Source organism: Burkholderia paludis, from assembly GCF_000732615.1.
Lineage (GTDB): Bacteria > Pseudomonadota > Gammaproteobacteria > Burkholderiales > Burkholderiaceae > Burkholderia > Burkholderia paludis.
Genome location: NZ_JPGL01000005.1, coordinates 1 through 22,822, shown reverse-complemented (window position 1 = coordinate 22,822; position 22,822 = coordinate 1). Strand labels below are relative to the sequence as shown.

At 66.1% G+C, this 22,822-nt stretch carries 19 protein-coding genes; 4 read left to right on the top strand and 15 right to left on the bottom strand.

Annotation, left to right across the window (positions count from 1 at the left end; all coding sequences use genetic code 11):
- Positions 1 to 98: 98 nt before the first annotated feature.
- The 5 genes from GQ56_RS0101535 to GQ56_RS0101515 all read right to left on the bottom strand — a co-directional run bounded on the left by GQ56_RS0101535 (position 99) and on the right by GQ56_RS0101515 (position 5,518).
- A complete protein-coding gene (locus GQ56_RS0101535) occupies positions 99 to 1,523 on the bottom strand; it encodes a DUF2957 domain-containing protein (RefSeq protein WP_031396962.1) in 1,425 nt (474 codons plus the stop codon).
- A gap of 430 nt (positions 1,524 to 1,953) precedes the next feature.
- Complete coding sequence (gene argC / locus GQ56_RS0101530; protein WP_031396961.1) at positions 1,954 to 2,904, bottom strand: N-acetyl-gamma-glutamyl-phosphate reductase; 951 nt, start codon at positions 2,902 to 2,904, stop codon at positions 1,954 to 1,956.
- 156 nt (positions 2,905 to 3,060) lie between these two features.
- The gene (locus tag GQ56_RS0101525) at positions 3,061 to 3,633 is read right to left on the bottom strand and encodes a flavodoxin family protein (RefSeq protein WP_031396960.1); all 573 of its coding nucleotides are present in this window, start codon (positions 3,631 to 3,633) and stop codon (positions 3,061 to 3,063) included.
- Between the two features lie 363 nt (positions 3,634 to 3,996).
- On the bottom strand, positions 3,997 to 4,590 hold the full coding sequence (locus GQ56_RS0101520; RefSeq protein WP_031396959.1) for a YbhB/YbcL family Raf kinase inhibitor-like protein: 594 nt from the start codon (positions 4,588 to 4,590) through the stop codon (positions 3,997 to 3,999).
- Positions 4,591 to 4,831: 241 nt separating this feature from the next.
- Positions 4,832 to 5,518 (bottom strand): orotate phosphoribosyltransferase, encoded by a 687-nt coding sequence (locus tag GQ56_RS0101515; protein ID WP_006482887.1) that lies wholly within the window; start codon positions 5,516 to 5,518, stop codon positions 4,832 to 4,834.
- A gap of 459 nt (positions 5,519 to 5,977) precedes the next feature.
- Between GQ56_RS0101515 and GQ56_RS0101510 the strand changes: the two genes are divergently transcribed.
- Positions 5,978 to 8,248 carry an NADP-dependent malic enzyme gene (locus GQ56_RS0101510; RefSeq protein WP_031396958.1) on the top strand — a complete coding sequence of 757 codons (2,271 nt, stop codon included), beginning with the start codon at positions 5,978 to 5,980 and terminating at the stop codon, positions 8,246 to 8,248.
- Positions 8,249 to 8,388: 140 nt separating this feature from the next.
- Here the strand turns inward: GQ56_RS0101510 and GQ56_RS0101505 are convergent, their stop codons facing one another.
- A complete protein-coding gene (locus tag GQ56_RS0101505) occupies positions 8,389 to 11,979 on the bottom strand; it encodes an indolepyruvate ferredoxin oxidoreductase family protein (RefSeq protein WP_031396957.1) in 3,591 nt (1,196 codons plus the stop codon).
- Positions 11,980 to 12,308: 329 nt separating this feature from the next.
- Here GQ56_RS0101505 and GQ56_RS0101500 point away from each other — a divergent pair, with 329 nt between their 5' ends.
- Positions 12,309 to 12,503 carry a hypothetical protein gene (locus tag GQ56_RS0101500; RefSeq protein ID WP_031396956.1) on the top strand — a complete coding sequence of 65 codons (195 nt, stop codon included), beginning with the start codon at positions 12,309 to 12,311 and terminating at the stop codon, positions 12,501 to 12,503.
- A 143-nt stretch (positions 12,504 to 12,646) separates the two neighbouring features.
- Here the strand turns inward: GQ56_RS0101500 and hppD are convergent, their stop codons facing one another.
- Positions 12,647 to 13,744 carry a 4-hydroxyphenylpyruvate dioxygenase gene (gene hppD / locus GQ56_RS0101495; RefSeq protein WP_031396955.1) on the bottom strand — a complete coding sequence of 366 codons (1,098 nt, stop codon included), beginning with the start codon at positions 13,742 to 13,744 and terminating at the stop codon, positions 12,647 to 12,649.
- 210 nt (positions 13,745 to 13,954) lie between these two features.
- On the opposite strand from hppD, the gene GQ56_RS0101490 reads away from it, so the two are divergent.
- On the top strand, positions 13,955 to 14,479 hold the full coding sequence (locus GQ56_RS0101490; RefSeq protein WP_031396954.1) for an Lrp/AsnC family transcriptional regulator: 525 nt from the start codon (positions 13,955 to 13,957) through the stop codon (positions 14,477 to 14,479).
- Between the two features lie 56 nt (positions 14,480 to 14,535).
- Here the strand turns inward: GQ56_RS0101490 and GQ56_RS0101485 are convergent, their stop codons facing one another.
- The 8 genes from GQ56_RS0101485 to paaA all read right to left on the bottom strand — a co-directional run bounded on the left by GQ56_RS0101485 (position 14,536) and on the right by paaA (position 20,805).
- The gene (locus GQ56_RS0101485; RefSeq protein WP_031396953.1) at positions 14,536 to 15,183 is read right to left on the bottom strand and encodes a GNAT family N-acetyltransferase; all 648 of its coding nucleotides are present in this window, start codon (positions 15,181 to 15,183) and stop codon (positions 14,536 to 14,538) included.
- Positions 15,184 to 15,427: 244 nt separating this feature from the next.
- Positions 15,428 to 16,033, bottom strand: a complete 606-nt coding sequence (locus GQ56_RS0101480) for a TetR/AcrR family transcriptional regulator (RefSeq protein ID WP_031396952.1) — start codon at positions 16,031 to 16,033, stop codon at positions 15,428 to 15,430.
- Positions 16,034 to 16,049: 16 nt separating this feature from the next.
- Positions 16,050 to 16,874, bottom strand: a complete 825-nt coding sequence (locus tag GQ56_RS0101475; protein WP_031396951.1) for a DUF1835 domain-containing protein — start codon at positions 16,872 to 16,874, stop codon at positions 16,050 to 16,052.
- A 128-nt stretch (positions 16,875 to 17,002) separates the two neighbouring features.
- Positions 17,003 to 18,091 (bottom strand): 1,2-phenylacetyl-CoA epoxidase subunit PaaE, encoded by a 1,089-nt coding sequence (paaE, locus tag GQ56_RS0101470; protein ID WP_031396950.1) that lies wholly within the window; start codon positions 18,089 to 18,091, stop codon positions 17,003 to 17,005.
- Position 18,092: 1 nt separating this feature from the next.
- The gene (paaD, locus tag GQ56_RS0101465) at positions 18,093 to 18,647 is read right to left on the bottom strand and encodes a 1,2-phenylacetyl-CoA epoxidase subunit PaaD (RefSeq protein ID WP_031396949.1); all 555 of its coding nucleotides are present in this window, start codon (positions 18,645 to 18,647) and stop codon (positions 18,093 to 18,095) included.
- A 23-nt stretch (positions 18,648 to 18,670) separates the two neighbouring features.
- A complete protein-coding gene (paaC, locus tag GQ56_RS0101460; protein ID WP_031396948.1) occupies positions 18,671 to 19,474 on the bottom strand; it encodes a 1,2-phenylacetyl-CoA epoxidase subunit PaaC in 804 nt (267 codons plus the stop codon).
- A gap of 10 nt (positions 19,475 to 19,484) precedes the next feature.
- Positions 19,485 to 19,769 carry a 1,2-phenylacetyl-CoA epoxidase subunit PaaB gene (gene paaB, locus GQ56_RS0101455; protein WP_031396947.1) on the bottom strand — a complete coding sequence of 95 codons (285 nt, stop codon included), beginning with the start codon at positions 19,767 to 19,769 and terminating at the stop codon, positions 19,485 to 19,487.
- 37 nt (positions 19,770 to 19,806) lie between these two features.
- The gene (paaA, locus tag GQ56_RS0101450; protein WP_031396946.1) at positions 19,807 to 20,805 is read right to left on the bottom strand and encodes a 1,2-phenylacetyl-CoA epoxidase subunit PaaA; all 999 of its coding nucleotides are present in this window, start codon (positions 20,803 to 20,805) and stop codon (positions 19,807 to 19,809) included.
- Positions 20,806 to 21,004: 199 nt separating this feature from the next.
- Here paaA and GQ56_RS0101445 point away from each other — a divergent pair, with 199 nt between their 5' ends.
- A complete protein-coding gene (locus GQ56_RS0101445; protein ID WP_031396945.1) occupies positions 21,005 to 22,270 on the top strand; it encodes an SGNH/GDSL hydrolase family protein in 1,266 nt (421 codons plus the stop codon).
- The last annotated feature ends 552 nt before the right edge of the window (positions 22,271 to 22,822 follow it).

Genomic DNA, 22,822 nt, shown 5'->3' with positions numbered 1-22,822 from the left:
CTGTCGGCCGCTTCTGTCGCTTGTGCTCGTCCTGCCCGCGCCGTGCCGCGCGCGTGCGTCACGCGACGGCGGGAGAGCCGCCGTCGCGTCCTCGTCCGCTACTTGCTGATCTGCGCGCCCACGCCGAAGTACGGTGTCGACGTCGTCGTCGAGTTCGCCGACGTCGACGTGACGCCGCCGTTCACCGTGCCCTGGATCAGCGCCGCGTACAGCCCGCCCGTCGCGATCACCACGCCCGACGCGGACGGGTAGCTCGCCCCGCTGGGCGGCGTCGTCTTCGCGTTCAGCAGGCCGGGTGTCGCCTGGCTGTAGTCGAGCGTGAAGCCGTCTTCCTCGACCTGGGTGGTCGGGTTGATGAACGACGCATTGCTGCCGCGGATCAGCGCGGCGGTGTACTTGAAGTTCGAGTCCGCGCCCGCGTAGCCGCCGTCGATCGCGCCCGACTGGATCGCGGTTGCCGCGCCGAGTACCGCGATGCCCGATTCGTCGTCGACCTGCGCGTCGAGGTGCAGCGGCGGCGTGCCGAGGTTCACGTTGCCCGTGCGCACGATCACCGGCACCGTCGCGCCGTTGAGCTGGCCGATCACCATGTGCGCGGTGGCCGACTTGCCGGTCGCGCCGATCAGCGGCAACTGCGTTTGCGGCAGTGTCTGCGGCGCCTTCGTGCTGTCGAAGTAGCCGCCGTTCGCGGTGTTCACGGTCCACGGATTGCCGGTCGTCTGGCAGCCGCCCGTGCTCGTCGACGTGCACGCGCCGTTCGCGTCGAACGTCTCGCTCGAGTTCGTGCCCGCCGTCGCGTAGTTGCCCGACGGCACGAGGTGGTAGATCAGCGCGTTGTACGTGCCCGGCAGCTTCGAGAGATCCGTGGTCGTGTTCGCGAAGCCGAGGAACGGATAGAAGTCGAAGTGACGGTTCGGTACCTGGCCGACGTTCTGGAGCACGCCCGGGATGATCGTCAGCCCGTCGTACTGCACCGTCGCGCCCGGAATCCCGCCGCCCGCGACGCCCATGCCGACCAGCAGCATCGGCGGGTTCGCCTGGTTGAAGTCGGCGGCCGTCGAATAGGTCGCGCCGCCGGGCGCGGTGCCGGTGCCGGGCGTGAGGACGAACGCGCAACGTGTCTGTTCCGCGGTCGGCAGCGTGCCGGTCGGCGGATGGACGGCCTTGCCGGTGATCGTCGTGCCGGCGCGGCTCGGCGTCACGGTGCCGGTCGCGAGCGGGATCGGCGATTCGAGCCACTTCAGCGTGTAGGTCATCGCCACGGCGTCGATGTTGACGCTGACGATCTCGCCGCTGCCGGCGCCGCCGAGATACGTGCTCTTCACGATGTCGGCGTCGGCCGGGCACAGCGAGGCGTTGACGGGCTGCGACGGCGGCGGCCCTTGCGTGCCGCAGCTCGATCCGGAACATTGGGGCGCATTGATCGGCGCGAGCGCGCCGCCGGAGTCACCGCCGCCACATGCAAGCAGGAAAGGGGCAATGGCAAAGGCCGTTGCCACCCCCTTCGATAAGGTGTGCGACATGCCGCTGTCTCCAATCGTTTAATTGTGCGAGCTAATGTCGCCGCCTTGATTTTTGCTGTCAATTGATGAACCCGTCTAAAAAAGGCGATTGAAACGGATTGGGTGTTTTTAATCCTTCCTGGAAGCGGCGTGCGGTAAGAATTAAAACGGACGGCAGCCTGCCGGGAGTGCCCGGAGTGGAGCGCATGCCTCACCGGGAAGACTGTCGGGGAGCCTTCCTGCGTATAACGGCAGTGTTTAAAGCGGGCGGTATCCGGTGTATCCCTAATCGGGATTGACTGGATAAAGAGGGGGCAATTAATTCACTGGTAATTGTGAAATGGAAAGCTTGTAAATATTTGTAAATGCGTGAACGGAATTTTATATATTGCCTGATACGGGTAAATAAAAAGCCGGCCAGCGGCCGGCTTTGTTTCGCGTGCGATGATGATCAGCGTGCGAGGCCCGTATCCTCGGCCGCGCCGATGCTCAGGTTCATGCACTGGATCGCGGCGCCCGACGCACCCTTGCCGAGGTTGTCGAGGCGCGCGACCGTGACGAAGCGCTCTGCGTTGCCGAACACGAACAGGTCGACGCGGTTCGTGTCGTTGTTCGCCTGCACGTCGAAGAAGCCGCCGTCGAGGTTCGCGTCCGCGTCGAACGGCGCGACGCGCACGAACGCTTCGTCCGCGTAGTACTCCGCGAACACGCGCTGCACGTCCTGCGGCGTCGCGCGTTTCGCGAGCTGGTCGGGCGTGAAGTAGGTCGTCACCGCGAGGCCTTTCAGGAACGGGCCGACGATCGGCGTGAAGATCGGCGGGTTCGCGAGGCCCGTGTGGGCCGCCATTTCGGGCAGGTGCTTGTGCGTGAGGCCGAGCGCATAAGGGCGCGGGCTCGCGAGCTTGCCGCCCGGCGCGGCGCTTTCGTAGTCGGCGATCATCGACTTGCCGCCGCCGCTGTAGCCGGTGATCGAGTAGCTGTGCGCGGCGAACGTCGGCGCGACGATGCCCGCATCGACGAGCGGGCGCATCGCGAGCACGAAGGCCGATGCATGGCAGCCCGGCACCGCGATCCGCTTCGACGTGCGGATCTTCTCGCGCTGCGCGCGGGTCAGTTCGGGCAGGCCGTAGGCCCAGTCGGCGCTGGTGCGGAACGCGGTGCTCGCGTCGATCAGCGTCGTGTTCGGGTTCTCGACGAGCGAGGCCGATTCGCGCGAGGCGACGTCCGGCAGGCACAGGAACGTGACGTCCGACGCGTTGATCAGACGGCGGCGCTCGTCGACGTCCTTGCGCTTCGCTTCGTCGATGCGCAGGATCTCGATATCGTTGCGCGCCGACAGGTATTCGAAGATCTTGAGGCCGGTCGTGCCTTCCTGGCCGTCGACAAAAACTTTGGTGCTCATTTCGCTCTCACTGGATGAAACGGGGGCCCGCGCCCGGAGACCGCCATTTTAAGACGTCATCCGCCGGGCCTGTGCCGCACGGGGTGAAAAAAAGACGGCCGGCGGGCCGTCTTGTGTCCCTTTGACGCCGACGGGCGCGCTGGCGTCGGGGCGTGCTCAGCGGTCGCCGGCGACCCAGCGGGCCGTCGCTTCGGCGATGCGCCGGCCGAATGCCGCTCCGGTCGCGAGGTCGCCCGGCAGCGGCGCCTCGTCGGGCGTCGCATCCGCCGGCGATTGCGCGAGCAGGCCGGTGAAGCCGCCGAGGTAGTTGATGTCGTTGCGCGTGGCCGCCTTCGTGTTGGCCGGCATCAGGCTCGTGCCGACCCACACCATCCCATGCTGCATCGACAGCGTGACGAAATATTGAATCGTCGAGAACTTGTCGCCGTTCATCGTCGCGGAGTTCGTGAAGCCCGCGGCGATCTTGTCCTTCCACTTCTGCGTGAACCACGCTTTCGACGTTGCATCGGCGAATTGCTTGAACTGCGCCGACGGGCCGCCCATGTAGGTCGGCGCGCCGAAGACGATCGCGTCGGCCGCATCGAGTGCGGCCCAGCCCGCGTCGTCGAGGTCGTCGACGGCGAGCAGCCGCGCGGTTGCGCCGGCGTCCTGCGCGCCGGCGTGCACGGCCTCGGCCAGTTTCTGCGTGTGACCGTAGCCGCTGTGATACACGATGACGATGTTCGGCATGAAGCGTTCTCCGGAAAGGAATGGGAACGGCGGCCGCAGCGGCTCGCCGCGTCACGCGTCGCCGGCGGGCGGCGCGACGGATGCGCGGCGTGGCGCCGCGACCGGTGAAGACGAGTCTAGCAAGCCGAAATGACGGGACAGCGCACGGGTGCGGTGCGCTGAAATTTGCGGCAGCAACGTGGCGCGACGGGCAACCTGGCACTGCCACCGTCACCAGCACCGTCACCGTCACCGTCACCAGCACCAGCACCAGCACCAGCACCAGCACCAGCAACCCGCAACCCGCAACCCGCAACCCGCAACCCGCAACCCGCAACCCGCAACCCGCAACCCGCAACCCGCAACGCGGCCGCCGGCCGCCGGCTACTGCCCGTAGCTGACCGTAAACTGCGCGTTGCCGATAGCCTGCGTGCCGATTTCGTGCTCGAACATCGGCGCGGGGCGGCCCTGCGCGACGCGCAGGTCGTCGCCCTTCAGCGCGTAGACGGTGATCACGTAGCGGTGCGGCTTGCCGGGCGGCGGGCACGGGCCGCCGTAGCCGTCGATGCCGAAATCGTTGCGCGCCTCGCTCGCGCCGATGCGCCGCAGGAAGCCGGACGCGCTCGCGTCGGCGGGCAGGCTCGTGACGGTGGCCGGGATGCCCGCCACGGCCCAGTGCCACCAGCCGTGACCGGGTGCGTCGGGATCGAAGATCGTGACCGCATAGCCGCGCGTGCCGGGCGGCGGGTTGTGCCAGGAGAGTTGCGGCGAGTGGTTGCCGCCCTTGCAGTCGCCGCGATCGAACACGTTCGCGGCGCGCACGCGCCCGCCGGGCGTCAGGTCGTCGCTCGACACGGTGAACGCGCCTTGCGCATGCGCGGGCAGTGCGACGAGGGCGGCAGCGTACAGGAGGGCGGCGAGGAACGGAGTCGGGCGACCCGATGGCGCAGGCGGAGTGATCCGGCGATCCACACGCATATGGCGCTTCTCCCGTCACGTGGGCCGGGCTGATACTCCCGGCGTTGTTGGCATGGTGTGTTGCCCGCGCAGCTGATGGCGGCGATGGATCAAGTCTAGCATTAGGGTTCGATGAGCGACGCACGCCGCTGCCCGCGATCCCGGCTGTTTCCTGCGCGAATCGGTGGCGCGAAAAAAAACCGCCCGCGGGGTGGCGGGCGGTTCGATCGGCCTGGATGCCGGCCAGCGGGCCGGCACGGCGTCATTCCTTGGGGGCCGTCGCGCCGCCGTGCGCCGCCGACCACTCGGCCGGTGCGTGCAGGAATTTCTCGACTTCGTCGAGCGTCTTCGTCTCGAAGTAGCCCGACGCCTTGGCGACGCGCAGCACGTCCCACCACGTGGCGAGTGCGTGCAGGTCGACGTCGATGTCCTTCAGGACCGAGACGCTTTCCTTGAAGATGTTGTAGTGGAACAGCACGAAGCAGTGGTTCACCGTCGCGCCGGCGGTGCGCAGCGCGTTGACGAAGTTGATCTTGCTGCGGCTGTCGGTCGTGAGGTCTTCCACCAGCAGCACGCGCGAGCCTTCTTCCAGATGGCCTTCGATCTGCGCGTTGCGGCCGAAACCCTTCGGCTTCTTGCGCACGTACTGCATCGGCACCATCATCCGGTCCGCGATCCAGGCCGCGAACGGGATGCCGGCCGTTTCGCCGCCCGCCACCGCGTCGATCTGCTCGAAGCCGATGTCGCGCGTGATCGTTGTTTCCGCCATTTCCATCAGCGCACGGCGCACGCGCGGATACGAAATCAGCTTGCGGCAGTCGATATAGACGGGGCTTGCCCAGCCGGACGTGAAGATGAACGGTTTTTCTGCATTGAAGTGCACTGCCTGCACTTCGAGCAGGATTTTGGCGGTCGTATCCGAGATCGACTGACGATCGTAGCCTGTCATGGGCATTCCTTGGGTGATGAGCGAAGAGCGGGCGCGGGCCCGGTGGCGCAGCAAGGGGAACCTGCCCTGGGGGCCGGGGCGCGATCGGAGGGCCAATCGCATCGCTGCGCGCGTAGCCCGCTATTTTACCCGATTCAGGCCGGTTTTCGGCGGAATTCGCGCGGGTTCGCCGCGCGGCTCGCCACCGGCGAAACAACCGGGGCTGGATCGCTCGCGCGCTGATGCAGAGGATGCGGCGCTGCACCAACGGAGGTCATTTAGGGGGTGTACACTAGGCGACCCTTAGAAATCGTTCAGTACTTTGTACTTTCCTCTTGCCACCCGCCAAGGTTCGATGGCGTGCCGATCCGGCGCGTCGCGTGCCGTCTCGCAGTCGATCATCCCCTCGATTCAGGCAGACGCGGCCCAAGGTGCTGTGTACTGAACGTCAATATTTCGCATGTCTCTCGCAGGTCAATCATGGACGAACAACTGAAGCAGGCCGCACTCGCTTATCACCAGAACCCGAAACCCGGCAAGATTTCGGTCACCCCGACCAAGCCGCTGTCGAACCAGCTCGATCTGTCGCTCGCATATTCGCCGGGCGTCGCCGCTGCGTGCGAAGCGATTCACGCCGATCCGCTCGACGCGCAGAAGTACACGTCGCGCGGCAACCTCGTCGGCGTGATCACGAACGGCACGGCCGTGCTCGGCCTCGGCAACATCGGCCCGCTCGCCGCGAAGCCGGTGATGGAAGGCAAGGGCTGCCTCTTCAAGAAATTCGCGGGCATCGACGTGTTCGACATCGAACTGTCGGAGTCCGACCCCGACAAGCTCGTCGAGGCGATCGCGATGCTCGAGCCGACGCTCGGCGGCATCAACCTCGAGGACATCAAGGCGCCCGAGTGCTTCTACATCGAGCAGAAGCTGCGCGAGCGCATGAAGATCCCCGTCTTCCACGATGACCAGCACGGCACCGCGATCATCGCGTCGGCCGCGATCCTGAACGGCCTGAAGGTCGTGGGCAAGAAGCTGTCCGAAGTGAAGCTCGTGTGCTCGGGCGCCGGCGCCGCGGCCATCGCGTGTCTGGACCTGCTGGTGAATCTCGGCCTGACCAAGTCGAACATCCTCGTCGCCGATTCGAAGGGCGTGATCTACGAAGGGCGCGGCAATCTCGATCCGTCGAAGCAGCGCTACGCGGCGACCACCGACGCGCGCACGCTCGCCGACGCGATCGTCGGTGCGGACGTGTTCCTCGGCTGCTCGAGCGCGGGCGTGCTGAAGCAGGACATGGTCAAGACGATGGGCGACCGGCCGCTGATCCTGGCGCTCGCGAACCCGGAGCCGGAAATCCGCCCCGAGGACGCGAAGGCCGTGCGCCCGGACGCGATCGTCGCGACCGGCCGTTCGGACTACCCGAACCAGGTCAACAACGTGCTGTGCTTCCCGTTCATCTTCCGCGGCGCGCTCGACGTCGGCGCGACGACGATCACCGAAGAGATGAAGCTCGCCTGCGTGCGCGCGATCGCCGAGCTGGCCGAGGAAACCGACCAGAGCGAGGAAGTCGCGAAGGCGTATGAAGGTCACTCGCTCGAATTCGGGCCGGACTACCTGATCCCGAAGCCGTTCGACCCGCGCCTGATCATCAAGATCGCGCCGGCCGTCGCGCAGGCCGCGATGGATTCGGGCGTCGCCACGCGTCCGATCCAGGACATGGACGCATACCGCGAGCAGCTCGGCGCGACCGTTTACCGCACCGGCATGGTGATGCGCCCGGTGTTCGCCACCGCGAAGAAGCAGCAGGCGCGCATCGTGTTCGCCGAAGGTGAAGACGAGCGCGTGCTGCGCGCCGCGCAGTTCGTGCTGCAGGAAAAGATCGCGAAGCCGATCATCGTCGGCCGTCCGTCGGTCGTCGACATGCGTCTGCAGAAGATCGGCTCGAAGCTGAAGGCCGGCACCGATTTCGAAATCGTCGATCCGGAAGATGACGCGCGCTACCACCGCTACTGGCAGGCGTATCAGGAGATCGGTGCGCGCGACGGCGTGACGCCGGAAGTCGCGAAGGCCGCGCTGCGCAAGTTCAACACGCTGATCGGCGCGATGCTCGTGCACCTGGGCGACGCGGACGGGATGATCTGCGGGATGATCGACACGTTCCACAGCCACCTGAAGTTCATCGAGCAGGTGCTGGGCCGGGCGAAGGGCGCCGAGCACTTCGCGGCGATGAACCTGCTGATGCTGCCGGGCCGCAACCTGTTCGTGTGCGACACGTACGTGAACGAGCTGCCGAGCGCCGAACAGCTCGCCGACATGACGATCCAGGCGGCAGCCGAGATCGAGCGCTTCGGCATCGCGCCGAAGGCCGCGCTGCTGTCGAACTCGAACTTCGGCAGCGCGCCGTCGGCGTCGTCGCGCCGGATGGCCGAGGCCCGCAAGCTTATCGTCGAACGCGCGCCGAACCTGGAAGTCGACGGTGAAATGCACGGCGACGCGGCGCTGTCGGAAGTGATCCGCAAGCAGGCGTTCCCGGGCACGACGCTGTCGGGCGAAGCGAACCTGCTGATCATGCCGAACGTCGAAGCGGCGAACATCGCGTACAACCTGCTGAAGATGGTCGGCGGCGAAGGCGTGACGGTCGGCCCGTTCCTGCTCGGCGCCGCGAAGCCGGTCCACATCCTGACGCCGGCCGCGACCGTGCGCCGGATCATCAACATGACGGCCGTTGCCGCCGCGAACGTGAACACGAAGTAAGTTCACGCCCGCGTGTGCCGCGCCTCGGGCGCGGCGCAATGAAAAACGCCACGGAGCTTGCGTTCCGTGGCGTTTTTTTATCGTGAATCGAGCCGGCGACGCGGGCGGGCCTCCGAACCGCGAGCGCCCGCCGCGCGTCGTTACGCGACCTGCTGGTGCGACTGGCCGCCCGTCGGCGAACGCCACTTCGCGAGCAGCGTGTCCCACTTCTGGCGTACCGCGCGCAGGTTGTTCTCCTTCACGTGGCCATAGCCGCGAATGCCGTCGGGCAGCGCCGCGAGCTCGAGCGCCAGCGGGCGGTTGGCCGCGTTCAGCTTCGCCGTCACCTCGCCGATCAGCGCTTCGTACTCGCCGATCAGCGCGCGTTCGGTGCGGCGCTCCTCGGTGCGGCCGAACGGGTCGAGCCCGGTGCCGCGCAGGAACTTCGCTTTCGCGAGCAGCCGGAACGCTGGCATCATCCACGGGCCGTACGCCTTCTTCACGAGATGGCCATGGGCGTCCTTCTTCGCGAACAGCGGCGGCGCGAGGTGGAACTTCAGCTTCCAGTCGCCTTCGAACTGCGCGGACAGACGTGCGACGAACGCGGGGTCGGACTGCAGCCGCGCGACTTCGTATTCGTCCTTGTATGCCATCAGCTTGAACAGGTTGCGCGCGACCGCTTCGGTCAGTTGCTCCTGCACCGTGTCGCCGTCCGCCAGTGCGCGCTCGGCCGCGCGCACCTTGTCGACGAACGCCGCATAGCGCGCGGCGTACGCGGCATTCTGGTACGCGGTGAGGAATTCCACGCGCTTCGCGATCAGCGCGTCGACCGCCTTTTTCGTGTGCAGCGCGATCACCGTGGCGCCCTGCGCGGGGCGTGCATCGCCGGCAGCGGCCTGCTTCACGCTCGCCAGGTCGTACGCGGCGCGGCGGCCCCAGTCGAAGGCAGCGCGGTTCTTCTCGACCGACACCGCGTTCAGCTCGATCGCGCGTTCGAGCGAGGCGAGCGTGAGTGGCAGCCAGCCTTTCTGCCACGCATAGCCGAGCACGAACGGGTTCGTGTAGATCGCGTCGCCGAGCAGCGCGACCGCGAAGCGGTTCGCGTCGATGAAGTCGACTGCATCGCCCGCCGCCGCGCGGATGTCGTTCTCGGCGGACAGGCCCGGGAACGCCCAGTTCGGATTCTTGATGAAATCGGCGGTCGGCGTCTGCGCGCTGTTGACGACCACGCGCGTCGTATCGTGCCGCATCCGCGACGTGCACTCGTCGCCGGCCGTCACGATCGCGTCGCAGCCGATCACGAGGTCGGCTTCGCCCATCGCGATCCGCGTCGCGTGGATGTCGGTCGGCGCGTGCGAGATCTGCACATGGCTCATCACGGCGCCGCCCTTCTGCGCGAGGCCCGTGACGTCGAGCACGGTCACGCCCTTGTTCTCGAGGTGCGCGGCCATCCCGAGCAGTGCGCCGATCGTGACGACGCCCGTGCCGCCGACGCCCGTGACGAGCACGCCGTACGCGCGGTCGATGTCCGGCAGCGTCGGCTCCGGAATCGGCGGCAGCGCGTTGCCGTCGACCGCTACGGCCTTCGGCTTCTTCAGCTGGCCGCCCTCGACCGTCACGAAGCTCGGGCAGAAGCCCTTCACGCACGAGAAGTCCTTGTTGCAGGTCGACTGGTTGATCTGGCGCTTCGTGCCGAACTCGGTTTCCAGCGGCTCCACCGACAGGCAGTTCGACTGCACCGAGCAGTCGCCGCAGCCTTCGCATACCGCGTCGTTGATCACGACGCGCTTCGCCGGGTCCGGATACGTGCCGCGTTTGCGGCGGCGACGCTTCTCGGTCGCGCAGGTCTGGTCGTAGATCAGGATCGTCGTGCCCTCGATCTCGCGCAGCTCGCGCTGCACGTCGTCGAGCCGGTCGCGGTGATGGATCGTCACGCCCGGTGCGAGCAGAGCCTTCTGGCTGTCGTACTTCTCCGGTTCGTCGGTGACGATCACGATCTTCTTCGCGCCTTCGGACGCAAGCTGATGCGTGATCTGCGGCACCGTCAGCACGCCGTCGACGGGCTGGCCGCCCGTCATCGCCACGGCGTCGTTGTAGAGGATCTTGTAGGTGATGTTCGCCTTCGACGAGATCGCCGCGCGCACGGCCAGCAGGCCCGAGTGGAAATAGGTGCCGTCGCCGAGGTTCGCGAACACGTGCTTCTCGTCCGTGAACGGCGCCTGGCCGATCCACGGCACGCCTTCGCCGCCCATCTGGCTGAAGGTGCTCGTGCTGCGGTCCATCCACACGGTCATGTAGTGGCAGCCGATGCCGGCGATCGCACGCGAGCCTTCCGGCACGTTGGTCGACGTGTTGTGCGGGCAGCCCGAGCAGAACCACGGCTTGCGCTCGGCCTGCACGTGCGGCTTCGCGAGCGCCATCTCCTTCGCGTTGATCACCGCGAGCCGCGCGGCAATGCGCGCGCACACGTCGGACGGCAGCTCGAACTTCTCGAGGCGTGTCGCGATCGCCTTCGCGATGATCGCGGGGGACAGCTCGTAGTGCGCGGGCAGCAGCCAGTTGCCCATCGGCACCGACCATTCGCCGCCGGCGCCGTCCTTCTCGTCGAACTTGCCGAACACGCGCGGGCGTTGCCCGTCAGGCCAGTTGTACAGCTCCTCCTTGATTGCGTATTCGAGGATCTGGCGCTTTTCCTCGACGACGAGGATTTCGTCGAGGCCGCGCGCGAATGCCTGCGCACCCTGCGCCTCGAGCGGCCACACGCAGCCGACCTTGTAGAGCCGGATGCCGATCCGCGCGCAGGTGTCGTCGTCGAGGCCGAGGTCGGTCAGCGCCTGGCGCACGTCGAGGTACGCCTTGCCGCCGGTCATGATCCCGAAGCGCGCGTTCGGCGAATCGATCTCGATCCGGTCGAGCTTGTTCGCGCGCACATAGGCGAGCGCCGCGTACCACTTGTAGTCGAGCAGCCGCGCTTCCTGCACGAGCGGCGGATCGGGCCAGCGGATGTTCAGCCCGCCGTCCGGCAGGATGAAGTCGGTCGGCAGCACGATTTCGGTGCGATGCGGGTCGATGTCGACCGATGCCGACGATTCGACGACGTCCGTCACGCACTTGAGCGCGACCCACAGGCCCGAGTAGCGGCTCATCGCCCAGCCGTGCAGGCCGAAATCGAGATATTCCTGCACGTTGGACGGGAACAGTACGGGCAGCCCGCACGCCTTGAAGATGTGCTCCGACTGGTGCGCGAGCGTCGACGATTTCGCCGCGTGGTCGTCGCCGGCGAGCACCAGCACGCCGCCGTGCTGCGACGAGCCGGCCGAGTTCGCGTGCTTGAAGACGTCGCCCGTACGGTCGACCCCCGGGCCCTTGCCGTACCACATGCCGAACACGCCGTCGTATTTCGCGCCGGGGTACAGGTTCACCTGCTGCGAACCCCACACGGCGGTGGCGGCGAGATCTTCGTTGAGGCCGGGTTGAAAGACGATCTGATGGGCGGCCAGATGCTGCTTGGCCTTCCACAGCGAAAGGTCGAGGCCGCCGAGCGGCGAGCCGCGATAGCCGGAGATGAAGCCGGCCGTGTTGAGACCGGCTGCGCGGTCGCGTTCCTGCTGGAGCATCGGCAGGCGCACGAGGGCCTGGATGCCGCTCATGTACGCGCGACCGCGCTCCAGCGTGTATTTGTCATCAAGCGTGACGGACTTTAGCGCGGCTTCCAGCGACGCGCGTTGGCCTGCGTCTAGCGGGGCATTCATTAACTGTCTCCTCCACCCAGTTTGGGATCACCAAAACTCGACTGCTTCGGGCGTCTTGTGAACGTGTCCGCAGTGGCCGGCATATTGGCCGGTTTTGGATGATGGTAGCACTGGGGCAAACCCGCCGCCCGTCGAATGGCTTGCGGGCCGGCGTGTCGCGGCACGTCGGAAAAAGGGAGGAATCATGCGTTACATCATGTAAAAGCATGTAAGGCATGCGCGCTTCATGCGCAAAAGCCGTTAATCTTGTCGGCCTGCCGGAGGTGCCCGGGTGCGTTGGCTGGTTTCGACGCAAACGGGGAGGCGCCGGCGGTTTTACAGGAGGTGCAATGAATACACGTCATATCCAGAGTTTCCTGATCGTGTCCGCCGCGTTTTTCGCGATGACCGGCCCGGTCCACGCGCAAGGCGCGCGCACACTGGCGGCAGGCGGCGCGCAGATGCGCGAGATCGCGCCGGCACGGGATGGCGTCGTGCAGCAGTCGGCGGCTCAGGCCGTCGAGTCGCAGGCGAGCGCGCGTTGATCCGGCGTTGATCCGGTCGCGCGGCCCTCGGGCTGCGCCGGAATGCAAGAAGGGCGGGAATCCCGGGATTCCCGCCCTTTTTCTTTGCCCCGCCGGACCGCGCGGCCGGCCGGGTTGCCCCGGGCAGCCGTGCGCCGGACGCGTCAGGCCTTGTCCTGCACGACGCCGCGGCGGATCTGGTCGAGTTCGATCGATTCGAACAGCGCCTTGAAATTGCCCTCGCCGAAGCCCTGGTTGCCCTTGCGCTGGATGATCTCGAAGAAGATCGGCCCGATCTGGTTTTCGGTGAAGATCTGCAGCAGCAGGTCGTCGCGAGCGCCGTCGATCAGGATCTTGCGCTTCTTCAGCTCGTCCAGCGATTCGCCGTGATTCGGCACGCGACGGTCGACCATCTCGTAATACGTGTCGATCGTGTCGAGCAGCTTCACTTCCTTGCTGCGCAGGCCGTCGACCGCGCGGTAGATGTCGGTGGCGCCGAGCGCGATGTGCTGGATGCCTTCGCCGCGATACGCGTCGAGGTATTCCTGGATCTGGCCGGCCGTATCCGAGCCTTCCTCGTTGATCGGAATGCGGATCTTGCCGCACGGCGACGTCATCGCCTTCGACTTCACGCCCGTCACCTTGCCTTCGATGTCGAAGTAGCGCACTTCGCGGAAGTTGAACAGCCGTTCGTAGAACTCGGCCCATTCCTGCATGCGGCCGCGATGCACGTTGTGCGTCAGGTGGTCGATGTAGGTGAGGCCGTGGCCGACCGGATTCGCGTCCGCGCCGGCGATCGGTTCGAAGTCGACGTCATAGATGCTGATGTTGCCGATCGAGCCCGGTTGCGCGCCGTTCTTGCCGCGCCAGCGGTCGACGAAGTAGATCAGCGAATCGCCGATGCCCTTGATCGCCGGGATGTTCAGCTCCATCGGGCCGGTCTTGTTGTCGAAGCCCCATGCGCCGAGTTCCAGCGCGCGCTTGTAGGCCTTCGCGGCGTCCTGCACGCGGAACGCGATCGCGCAGATCGACGGGCCGTGCAGGCGCGCGAAGCGTTGCGCGAACGAATCGGGTTCGGCGTTGATGATGAAGTTGATGTCGCCCTGGCGGTACACCGTCACGTCCTTGTGGCGGTGGCGCGCGATCGCGGTGAAACCCATCCGTTCGAACAGTTGTCCGAGCGCTTTCGGGTCCGGTGCCGTGTATTCGATGAATTCGAAGCCGTCGGTGCCGACGGGGTTGTCCCAGTTCGGGATCTGCATGGCGTGTCTCCAGTGGGGGCGATCGGCCGGGGCGACGTGCGCGTCCGGCCTGATTCGATGACGAACGTGGCGCTCGCGGCGGCGTGCGCGACGAAGCGGTACGTGCGACAGAGTGTAGCGGGCAGTCGCGAGCGGAAACTTGCGAACTTAATCGCTCGCCCCTACGATGGCGCAATTTCCAGTCTCTAATTGATCAATGGAGGGCAGAAGATGGCGCAAGCCGAATTGGATGCCATCGACCGGCGGATTCTCGCGATTCTTCAGGAGAACGGGCGCCTGTCGAACCAGGAGATCGCCGAGCGCGTGAACCTGTCGCCGAGCCCGTGCCTGCGCCGTATCCGGCGGCTGGAGGAGATCGGCGTGATAACCGGCTATGTCGCGCTGCTGAATCCGCAGAAGCTCGGGCTCGACCTGCTCGCGTACGTGAGCGTGCGGCTCGAGAAGCGCGGCGGCCTTGCTCCGGTGCGGGCTGACGAAACGTCGGCGCGCGCGGGCGCGACCCATGCGGAGCTGTTTCGCGCGGCCGTGCAGGCCTGGCCGGAGGTGGTCGCGTGCCACGCGATGACGGGGGATATGGATTACCTGCTGCGCGTGCAGGTCGAGGACATGGCGCATTTCTCCCGCTTCGTGCAGGAGCATCTGCTGCATCACCCGTCGGTGATCGACGTGAAGACGAGCTTTTCGCTCGAGTGCTTCAAGGAAACGACTGCGCTGCCGATTCGTTCGGTGCGCTAGTGTGCGGCGGGGAAGGGGGCCGGGCGCGCCCGCGGGCGCGGCCCGGTCGGCCGATATTACGCCGTCAGTGCGGCGGGCATCAGCGATTCGATGAACTTCGTCGTGCGGCGCGCCTGGCGCTTCATCGCGTAGTCGAACACCGCGGCCTGTTCCTGCAGCATCTCGGCGATGATCGTCGAGTGGTCGGCCGGCTGCAGCGACAGGTAGGCATCGGCTTCGCCGTACGCGTACTCGATCCGCATCCCGGACTTCTTCGCGATGTGCATCATCGTCGCGTTCCGCGACAGGCAATGCATGTACAGCATCGTCACGTGCGTGTTGCGGCTGCGGATCGCCGCGCGCTCGAACAGCTTCGAGCCGACGCCGCGGCCGCGCGCGCTTTCGAGCACCGATACGCCGAATTCGGCCGTACGCTTGTCGCCCTCGGCCGGCAGGTAGGCCAGGTGGCCGACGCCGATCAGTTCGAGGTCGTGGTCGAACACGCCGAACACGGTGTCGCGACCGAAGTCGATCGTGCGGACATAGTTCTCGATCACGTGGTCGGGCACCACCTGGCCGAAACGCAGCAGGCGGTCGTCTTCGTCGAGCGACAGAAAATGGGTGAGCATCTGCTCACGGTCTTTGGAAGCCAGTTCCCTGACGAGAACCGGCGCACTACCGGCGGTGCCGACGACATCGGCAGGGCCGTTGAATTGCGTGTTCATCGTGGGTTCCTCAATGTGTGACCGTACAGCGGGTTGTGCAATGCAACAGCATTTTACCCGACCGTCGGTCGTCTGATTGGGGAAAACCCGTATTTAACGATGTTTAAGCTGGAGGATGAATTCTAAATTTGTTTAATTGATCGTCTATCTATTTGATTTTAAACAAACTTAAAATTCATCATATGAAATGCGGGGCGGGCGGTGGCAGTGTGCCCGTCGCGCAACGCATGCTGCTGCGCGTCAATCAGGCGGCCGACGACAGCCCGCGTTCGATCAGGTCGATCACCTGCTCGGCGAAGTCGCGGTAGCCGAGGCGGCCGCCCGGCTTCAGCCACGTGAAGGTCCAGTTGATCATCCCGAACACCATCATCGTCACGGCGGTCTGGTTGTCCTTGGAGATGCGATCCGGGTAGGCGCGCGCAAGCTGCCGCGTGAACGCCGCGACGATGTCGCGCTGACGGTCGAGCACGATTTCGCGCTGCGCGTCCTCGAGGTACTTCACATCGTTGAGCAGCGCGACGTGCCGGCTGTGCGAGGTCTCGTACTCGGCGAGGAACGCGCGCACGAGCTCTGCGAACGCGTCGCGCTCGCTGAGGCCGCGCCGCTGGCTCGCCCCTTCGACCTCGGCGATGATCAGCATCAGCCGTTTCGTGTAGCGGTCGAGCAGGTCGAACAGGATCGCTTCCTTGCTCTCGTAATAGTGATACAGGCGTGCCTTCGACGTGCCGCTCGCGGTCGCGAGATCGGACATCGACGTGCTCGGGTAGCTCGTCTGCGCGAATTTTCCGGCGGCCAGATCGAGGATCTGTTCGCGCTGGGATTCGTGGTCGGGCGCTCGGGTACGGGCCATGGTCGAATGCGGAAGATTAGCGGTGCAGGGTGGCCGCGGAGGCGGCGCGCACCTGCGTGGAGGAGAGGGCGTCGGGGGCGTCGTCCTGCAGCTCGAGCCGGCCGGCGGCCGCGAGTTCGCGGCAGCGCCACCAGGCGATCGAGTCGCTGACGAACAGCCCGCCGCGATCGGCGTCGGCCATGATGTTGCCGACGAGGCGCTGCGCGGGCAGCCAGTCGTGTTCCGCGCGCGCGACGATCAGCGCGTCGAGATCGGCGTAGTGGCCGCTCTTGATCGTGTTGCTGACCCAGTAGCGCAGCTCGGCGTTCAGGTGCTTTGCTTCCTGCCATTCGAGCGCGAGGCGGCCGATGCGTAGTACCGAGATCGGCGCGGCCACCGGGCGCTTGCGCGCCAGTTCCGCGGGCGAGAACATGCCGGTCGCGCACGCCTGGTCGGTGCGCGACAGCGACGCGCGCTGCGCCGCGTCGAGATCCGCGGCCGATAGCCGCACCTCGTTCAGGCGTTGCGGAACATTGCGCAGGTGATAGGCGACGCGGCGCAGCAGCAGCTTGTCGCCGACGCTCGGTGCGTGCCACACGACCACCTGGCCGGTATCCGTCGCGAGCTGGTCGAGGCGCGCGAACTCGCCTTCGATCTCCGCGTTCCAGTCGGGAATCTCTTCGCCGAACACGCGTTGCCAGAAGGCCGCGCGCGTGTCGGGCGTCTCGTCGGCGCCCCTGAGCGGCCCGACGCCGAGATCGTCGAGCAATCCGACGACGAGCTCGTCGCGTCCGGCTTGCGCGAGCGCCTCGCGCAGCGACGCGGCGGCGGAGCCGCCCTGAATCACATGAATGGTACTCATCGGCTTGTCTTCAACAAAAGAAAACCGCCGGCCGGCTGGACGTTGCGACGTCCAGCCGGCCGGCGGCCCCTAGTGTAAGCGAGATGTGTGACGGCGAGAAACCGTCCTGCGCCGCGACGAGACGTCGCTCAACGCTCGTCGAAACTCACGACGACCCTGTCGCTGACCGGATGGCACTGACACGTGAGCACGAAACCGTCCTTCACTTCGTGTTCCTCGAGCGTGTAGTTCTTCTCCATCCGCACTTCACCCTCGATCACCTTCGCGCGGCACGTGCAGCATACGCCGCCTTTGCACGCATACGGCAGGGCGAGGCCGGCGCGCAGGCCGATGTCGAGCAGGCTCACGCCTTCGTACGGCAGGCGCAGCTTGCGTTTCTTGCCGTCGAGCACGATTTCCAGGTCGGCGGCGGGCGTCTGGTCGGTGATTTCGACGACCGGCGCGCCGGCCTGCGGCAGCGGCGTGCCGAAGCGCTCGACATGTACCTTCGCCTGCGGCACGCCGGCCGCCTTCAGCGCGGCTTCGGCCGCGTCCATCATCGGCGCGGGGCCGCAGATGAACGCCTCGTCGATCGCGTCGCCCGGGGTCAGCGTGTCGAGGAATTCCGCGCACTTCGCCTGGTCGAGCACACCGTTGAACAGCTCGACGTCCTGCTGGTCGTCCGACAGCACGTGATAGAGGACGAAGCGGTTCATGTAGCGGTTCTTCAGGTCCTCCAGCTCCTCCGCGAACATGATCGCGTCGACGCTGCGGTTGCCGTAGATCAGCGTGAACGTGCTGCGCGGCTCGAGTTCGAGCGTCGTCTTCACGATCGCGAGCACCGGCGTGATGCCCGAGCCGCCGGAAAACGCGACGTACTGCTTGCCGTGATCGGCGTTCAGGTGCGTGAAGAAACGGCCGTCCGGCGTCATCACGTCGATCGTGTGGCCCGGCTCGAGCGTGTCGAACGCGAAGTTCGAGAAGCGGCCGCCGCGCACGCGCTTGATGCCGATGCGCAGTTCGCCGTCACGGTCGTAGTCCGTCGTGCCGACGCAGATCGAATACGAGCGGCGCGTTTCCTCGCCGTCGATGTGGGTCTTCAGCGTGACGAACTGGCCCTGCGTGAAGCGGTACGCGTCGCGCAGCTCGGGCGGCACGTCGAAGGAGACGGTCACGGCGTCGGCTGTCTCGGGCCGCACGTCGCGGATACGCAGCGGATGAAATTGCGGGGTCGCCATATCAGTAAGGTTTGAAGTAGTCGAAGGGTTCGCGGCAGTCGACGCAGCGATACAGCGCCTTGCAGGCCGTGGACGCGAATTGCGCGAGACGCTCGGTGCGGGAGGAGCCGCAGCGCGGGCACGCGGGCGCCGCGACGGGCCGCGGCACGAAGCGCACGACGTTTTCCCGCGGCGCCGCGCTGCCGCACTGGCCGACCGGCGGCGCGATGCCGTATGCGCGCAGCTTGTCGCGCGCTTCCTGCGTGATCCAGTCGGTCGTCCAGGCGGGCGCGAGCACCGTCTCGATCCGGTGCGGCGGAAGGTCGGCGGCCTGCAGCGCGGCGGCGATGTCCTCGGCGATCTGCGACATGGCCGGGCACCCCGAATAGGTCGGCGTGATCACGACTTCGAGCTGGCCGTCGTCCGCGCGGCGAACGTCGCGCAGGATGCCGAGTTCGCGGATCGACACGACAGGGATCTCCGGATCGGGTACGGCTTCGAGCACGTCCCATGCGCGGGCGAGCAGCGGATCGTCGCGATGTGCGGCATTGACGGGGGCGGCGTTCTGGACGGACATCGTCGGGCTCCGTGGCGTCGGGATTACCAGGTCGCGCCGGGGTGCTGGCGCGCGAGACTTTGCATTTCCGCGAGCAGGTAGCCCATGTGCTCCGAGTGTTCGCCCTGCTTGCCGGTCGTCACGTGCATCACGGGCGCCGGCAGCGTGAGCGTCGCCTCCGCGAGCGCGTCGGCCACGTCTGCGCGCCACGCCGCTTCGATCGCGGCCGGCGCGGGGGCGATGCCCGCGGCGGCGACTGCATCGTCGATCGCGTCGGCGGCGAAGAATTCGCGCGTGTAGGGCGTCAGGTAGTCGAGCGCGTCCTGCGCGCGACGGTGTGATTCGTCGGTGCCGTCGCCGAGGCGCACGAGCCACTCGCGGGCGTGCTGCACGTGATAGCGAGTTTCCTTCACCGATTTCGCGGCGATCGCGGCCAGCTGCGTGTCGGTCGACGTTTCGAGCGCGCTCCACACGTGCAGCATCAGCGCCGCATACAGGAAATTGCGCACGATCGTCACCGCGTAATCCTTGTCGGCGTGCGCGGTGCCGGAGACCGGGCCGTAGTGCGGCAGCTCGGCGAGCGTGAAGTTCGAGAACTCGCGTTCGGTGCGGAAGTACGCGTAGTCGTCCTCGGTCTTCTTCGCGCCGGTGAGCTGGCGGTCGAGCTCGGCCGCGTGCGTATACAGCATGCGCGCCTGGCCGATGAGATCGAGGCTCATGTTGGTGAGCGCGATGTCTTCCTCGAGGATCGGGCCGTGGCCGCACCATTCGGCATTGCGCTGACCGAGGATCAGCGTGTTGTCCGCGAGGCGCAGCACGTAGGAGAGGTGTTCGGGCGTGATCGTCATGGCGCGGGCGTTACATGTGGTTGACTTCGTCGGGCAGCGTGTAGAACGTCGGGTGACGGTAGATCTTGTCGCCCGCCGGTTCGAACAGCTCGGCCTTCTCGCCCGGATCGGACGCGGTGATCGCCGACGACGGCACCACCCAGATGCTCACGCCTTCCTGGCGGCGCGTATAAACGTCGCGCGCCATGCGCAGCGCCATCGATGCGTCGGCGGCGTGCAGGCTGCCGCAATGCTTGTGATCGAGGCCCTGCTTGCTGCGCACGAACACTTCCCAGATCGGCCATTCCTTGTTCATCACTTTCTCCTGAATCCTGAATTCGATGGTTTGCCGCTCAGGCGGCTTGCTGTTCGGCGCGTGCGCGGCGCTTCGCTTCGTGTGCGAGTGCGGCTTCGCGTACCCATGCGCCGTCCTCGTGCGCTTTCACGCGGGTCGCGAGGCGTTCCTTGTTGCACGGGCCGTCGCCATTGACCACGCGCCAGAATTCGTCCCAGTCGATCGTGCCGTAGTCGTGATGGCCGCGCGCCTCGTTCCACTTCAGGTCGGGGTCGGGGAGCGTCACGCCGAGCACCTTCGCCTGGTCGACCGTCGCGTCGACGAACTTCTGCCGCAGGTCGTCGTTCGAGATCCGCTTGATGCCCCATTTCGCGGACTGGCTGCTGTGGACCGAATCGGCGTCGCTCGGGCCGAACATCATCAACACCGGCCACCACCAGCGGTTCACGGCCTGCTGGACCATCGCGCGTTGCGCGTCGCTGCCCTTCATCATCGAGAGCAGCGCATCGAAGCCCTGGCGCTGATGGAACGATTCCTCCTTGCATACGCGGATCATCGCGCGCGCGTACGGGCCGTACGTGCAGCGGCACAGCGGGATCTGGTTCATGATCGCGGCGCCGTCGACGAGCCAGCCGATCACGCCGACGTCCGCCCAGGTCGGCGTCGGGTAGTTGAAGATGCTCGAGTATTTCGCCTTGCCGGCGTGCAGCGCGTCGATCAATGCTTCTCGCGATACGCCGAGCGTTTCGACCGCGCTGTAAAGATAGAGGCCGTGGCCGGCTTCGTCCTGGACCTTCGCGAGCAGGATCGCCTTGCGCTTCAGGCTCGGCGCGCGCGAGATCCAGTTGCCTTCGGGCAGCATGCCGACGACTTCCGAGTGCGCGTGCTGCGAGATCTGGCGAACCAGCGTCTTGCGATAGGCATCGGGCATCCAGTCCTGCGGCTCGATCTTGCCGTCTGCGGCCATGACCGCATCGAACCGCGCCTGCTCGGGCGACTCGGCTGCGGCGTCGAGCGGCGCGACGTTGCCGGGGATGTCGAGGGATTGCGTGTACATGGCGAGGCTCTCGTCCGGTTGAATGTGTGCGAAGTATAAACCAACCGACCGGTCGGTTAATAAATTTCTTGCGGATTGGCGGCAAGACTCGGGTAAACGATGGATTAAGGGGGCAAATCGACTGGTGTCAGTGTGGTCTGCCGCATGAGTTCGTCGTCTTCTGCGGCACAATGCCCGCTTTCCGACGAGGATTTTGCCGATGTCATTCCGAAGCAGTTTCGCCGCGGCCGCGCTGGGTGCGGCCGTTTTCGTGTCGCCGCTCGCGGCGTGGGCCGCGCCGGCCGGGTGGGTTGCGGCGTGGGCGACCGCGCTGCAGCCGATTCCCGACCTGGCTGCGCCGCCGCCGCTTTATCGCGCACCGGACGTTGCCGGGCGGACCGTGCGCCAGATCGTCTATCCGACGCTGTCGGGGCAGGCCGCGCGGATTCGCATCAGCAATGCCTACGGCCACGCGCCGTTGGTCGTCGAGGCCGCGAGTCTTGCACGTGCCGGCGAGGGCGCGGCACTCGCCGGCGGCGCGGCCGTACCGGTCCGGTTCGGCGGCAAGGCGTCGGTGACGCTGGCGCCAGGCCAGGAGCGTGAAAGCGATCCGGTGGCGATCGACGTGACGGCCGGCCGACCGTATGCGATCAGCCTCCAGATGGGGGCGAGCCAGCGGATGACGGTCTGGCACCGTGTGTCGAACCAGTTCAATTACGTATCGGCGCCGGGCGATCACGTGAGCGATCCGGGTGCAGCTGCGTTCCGTACGCGCTTTACCCAATATGCATGGGTGACCGAGCTGGCTGTCGAGGCCGGTTCCGCGCGCGCCAGCGTTGCCGCGATCGGCGATTCGATCACCGACGGGCTGCGCTCGAGCGTGAACCAGAACCGCCGCTGGCCGGATGCGCTGGCGCGTCGGCTGACGCAGTCCGGCGTGGAGTCGATCGGCGTCGCGAATCTCGGTATTAGCGGAAACCGGCTGCTCAGCGATTCGGCGTGCTACGGCACGTCGCTCGCGTCGCGGTTCGAGCGCGATGCGCTGTCGCGTGCCGGTGTGAAGGCCGCGATCGTGCTGATCGGGATCAACGACATCAACTTTGCGGCGATGCCGCCGCGCGCGGGGCTCGATTGCGACCATCCGCATACGGCGGTCACGGCCGCGTCGCTGATCGACGGCTATCGCCGGCTGATCGCCGAGGCGCATCGCCAGGGCGTGAAGGTCTTTGGCGCGACGCTCACGCCGGCCGCGCTGCCGGCGGGGCGCGAGGCGATTCGGCTCGAGGTGAACCGGTGGATTCGGAGCGGTAACGAGTTCGACGGCGTGGTCGATTTCGATGCGGTGCTGCGCGATGCGTCGCGCCCGAGCGTGCTGCAGCGGCGATACGATAGCGGCGACGGCATTCATCCGAGCGATGCCGGCTACACGGCGATGGCTGGTGCGGTGCCGGTCGAGCAGTTGCAGGCCGTGGTGGTCGGCAAGTGATGCCGCTGTATATATATAGCGAGTGATGATTGCCGGAAGCCTGGCGGTCGACGGAGGTAGCTGAACGGTCGAGCCCCGACCCGCCGTGCGCGGCAGCGCACGGCGGGTTATCAAAATATTTTCACAAAGGGGCTTGCGCGGTTCGGGTCGGATGCCTACAATCACGCCTCTTTCGCGCTAACGGAAACGCAGCGCGGAAGAGGGAAGCGAAGCTGGTGGTGTGCTGCAGTCCGGAGCGCGCAACTGGCCCAGGAAGTTGAACCCCGCAGTCGCAACGAAGCAGTAAAAAAGTTGTTGACGAGCTGCGAAACACGGTTCATAATCTCGCTTCTCTGCTGCTGAAAACGCAGCGCTGCTGAGAAACACGAAGTTCCTCGCAGAATGCTCTTTAAAAATTAACAGCCGATAAGTGTGGGCGCTTGATGGAAGCGAGCTGATCCTCGGATCAGATAGCAAAAGTATCAAGAGTCTCACACTAAAGTAAGTCAGGTTTATGAAGCAATTCATATTCCTGTCAGCTTTGAGTGAGCGACCGGTTCTTAACGGAACCGA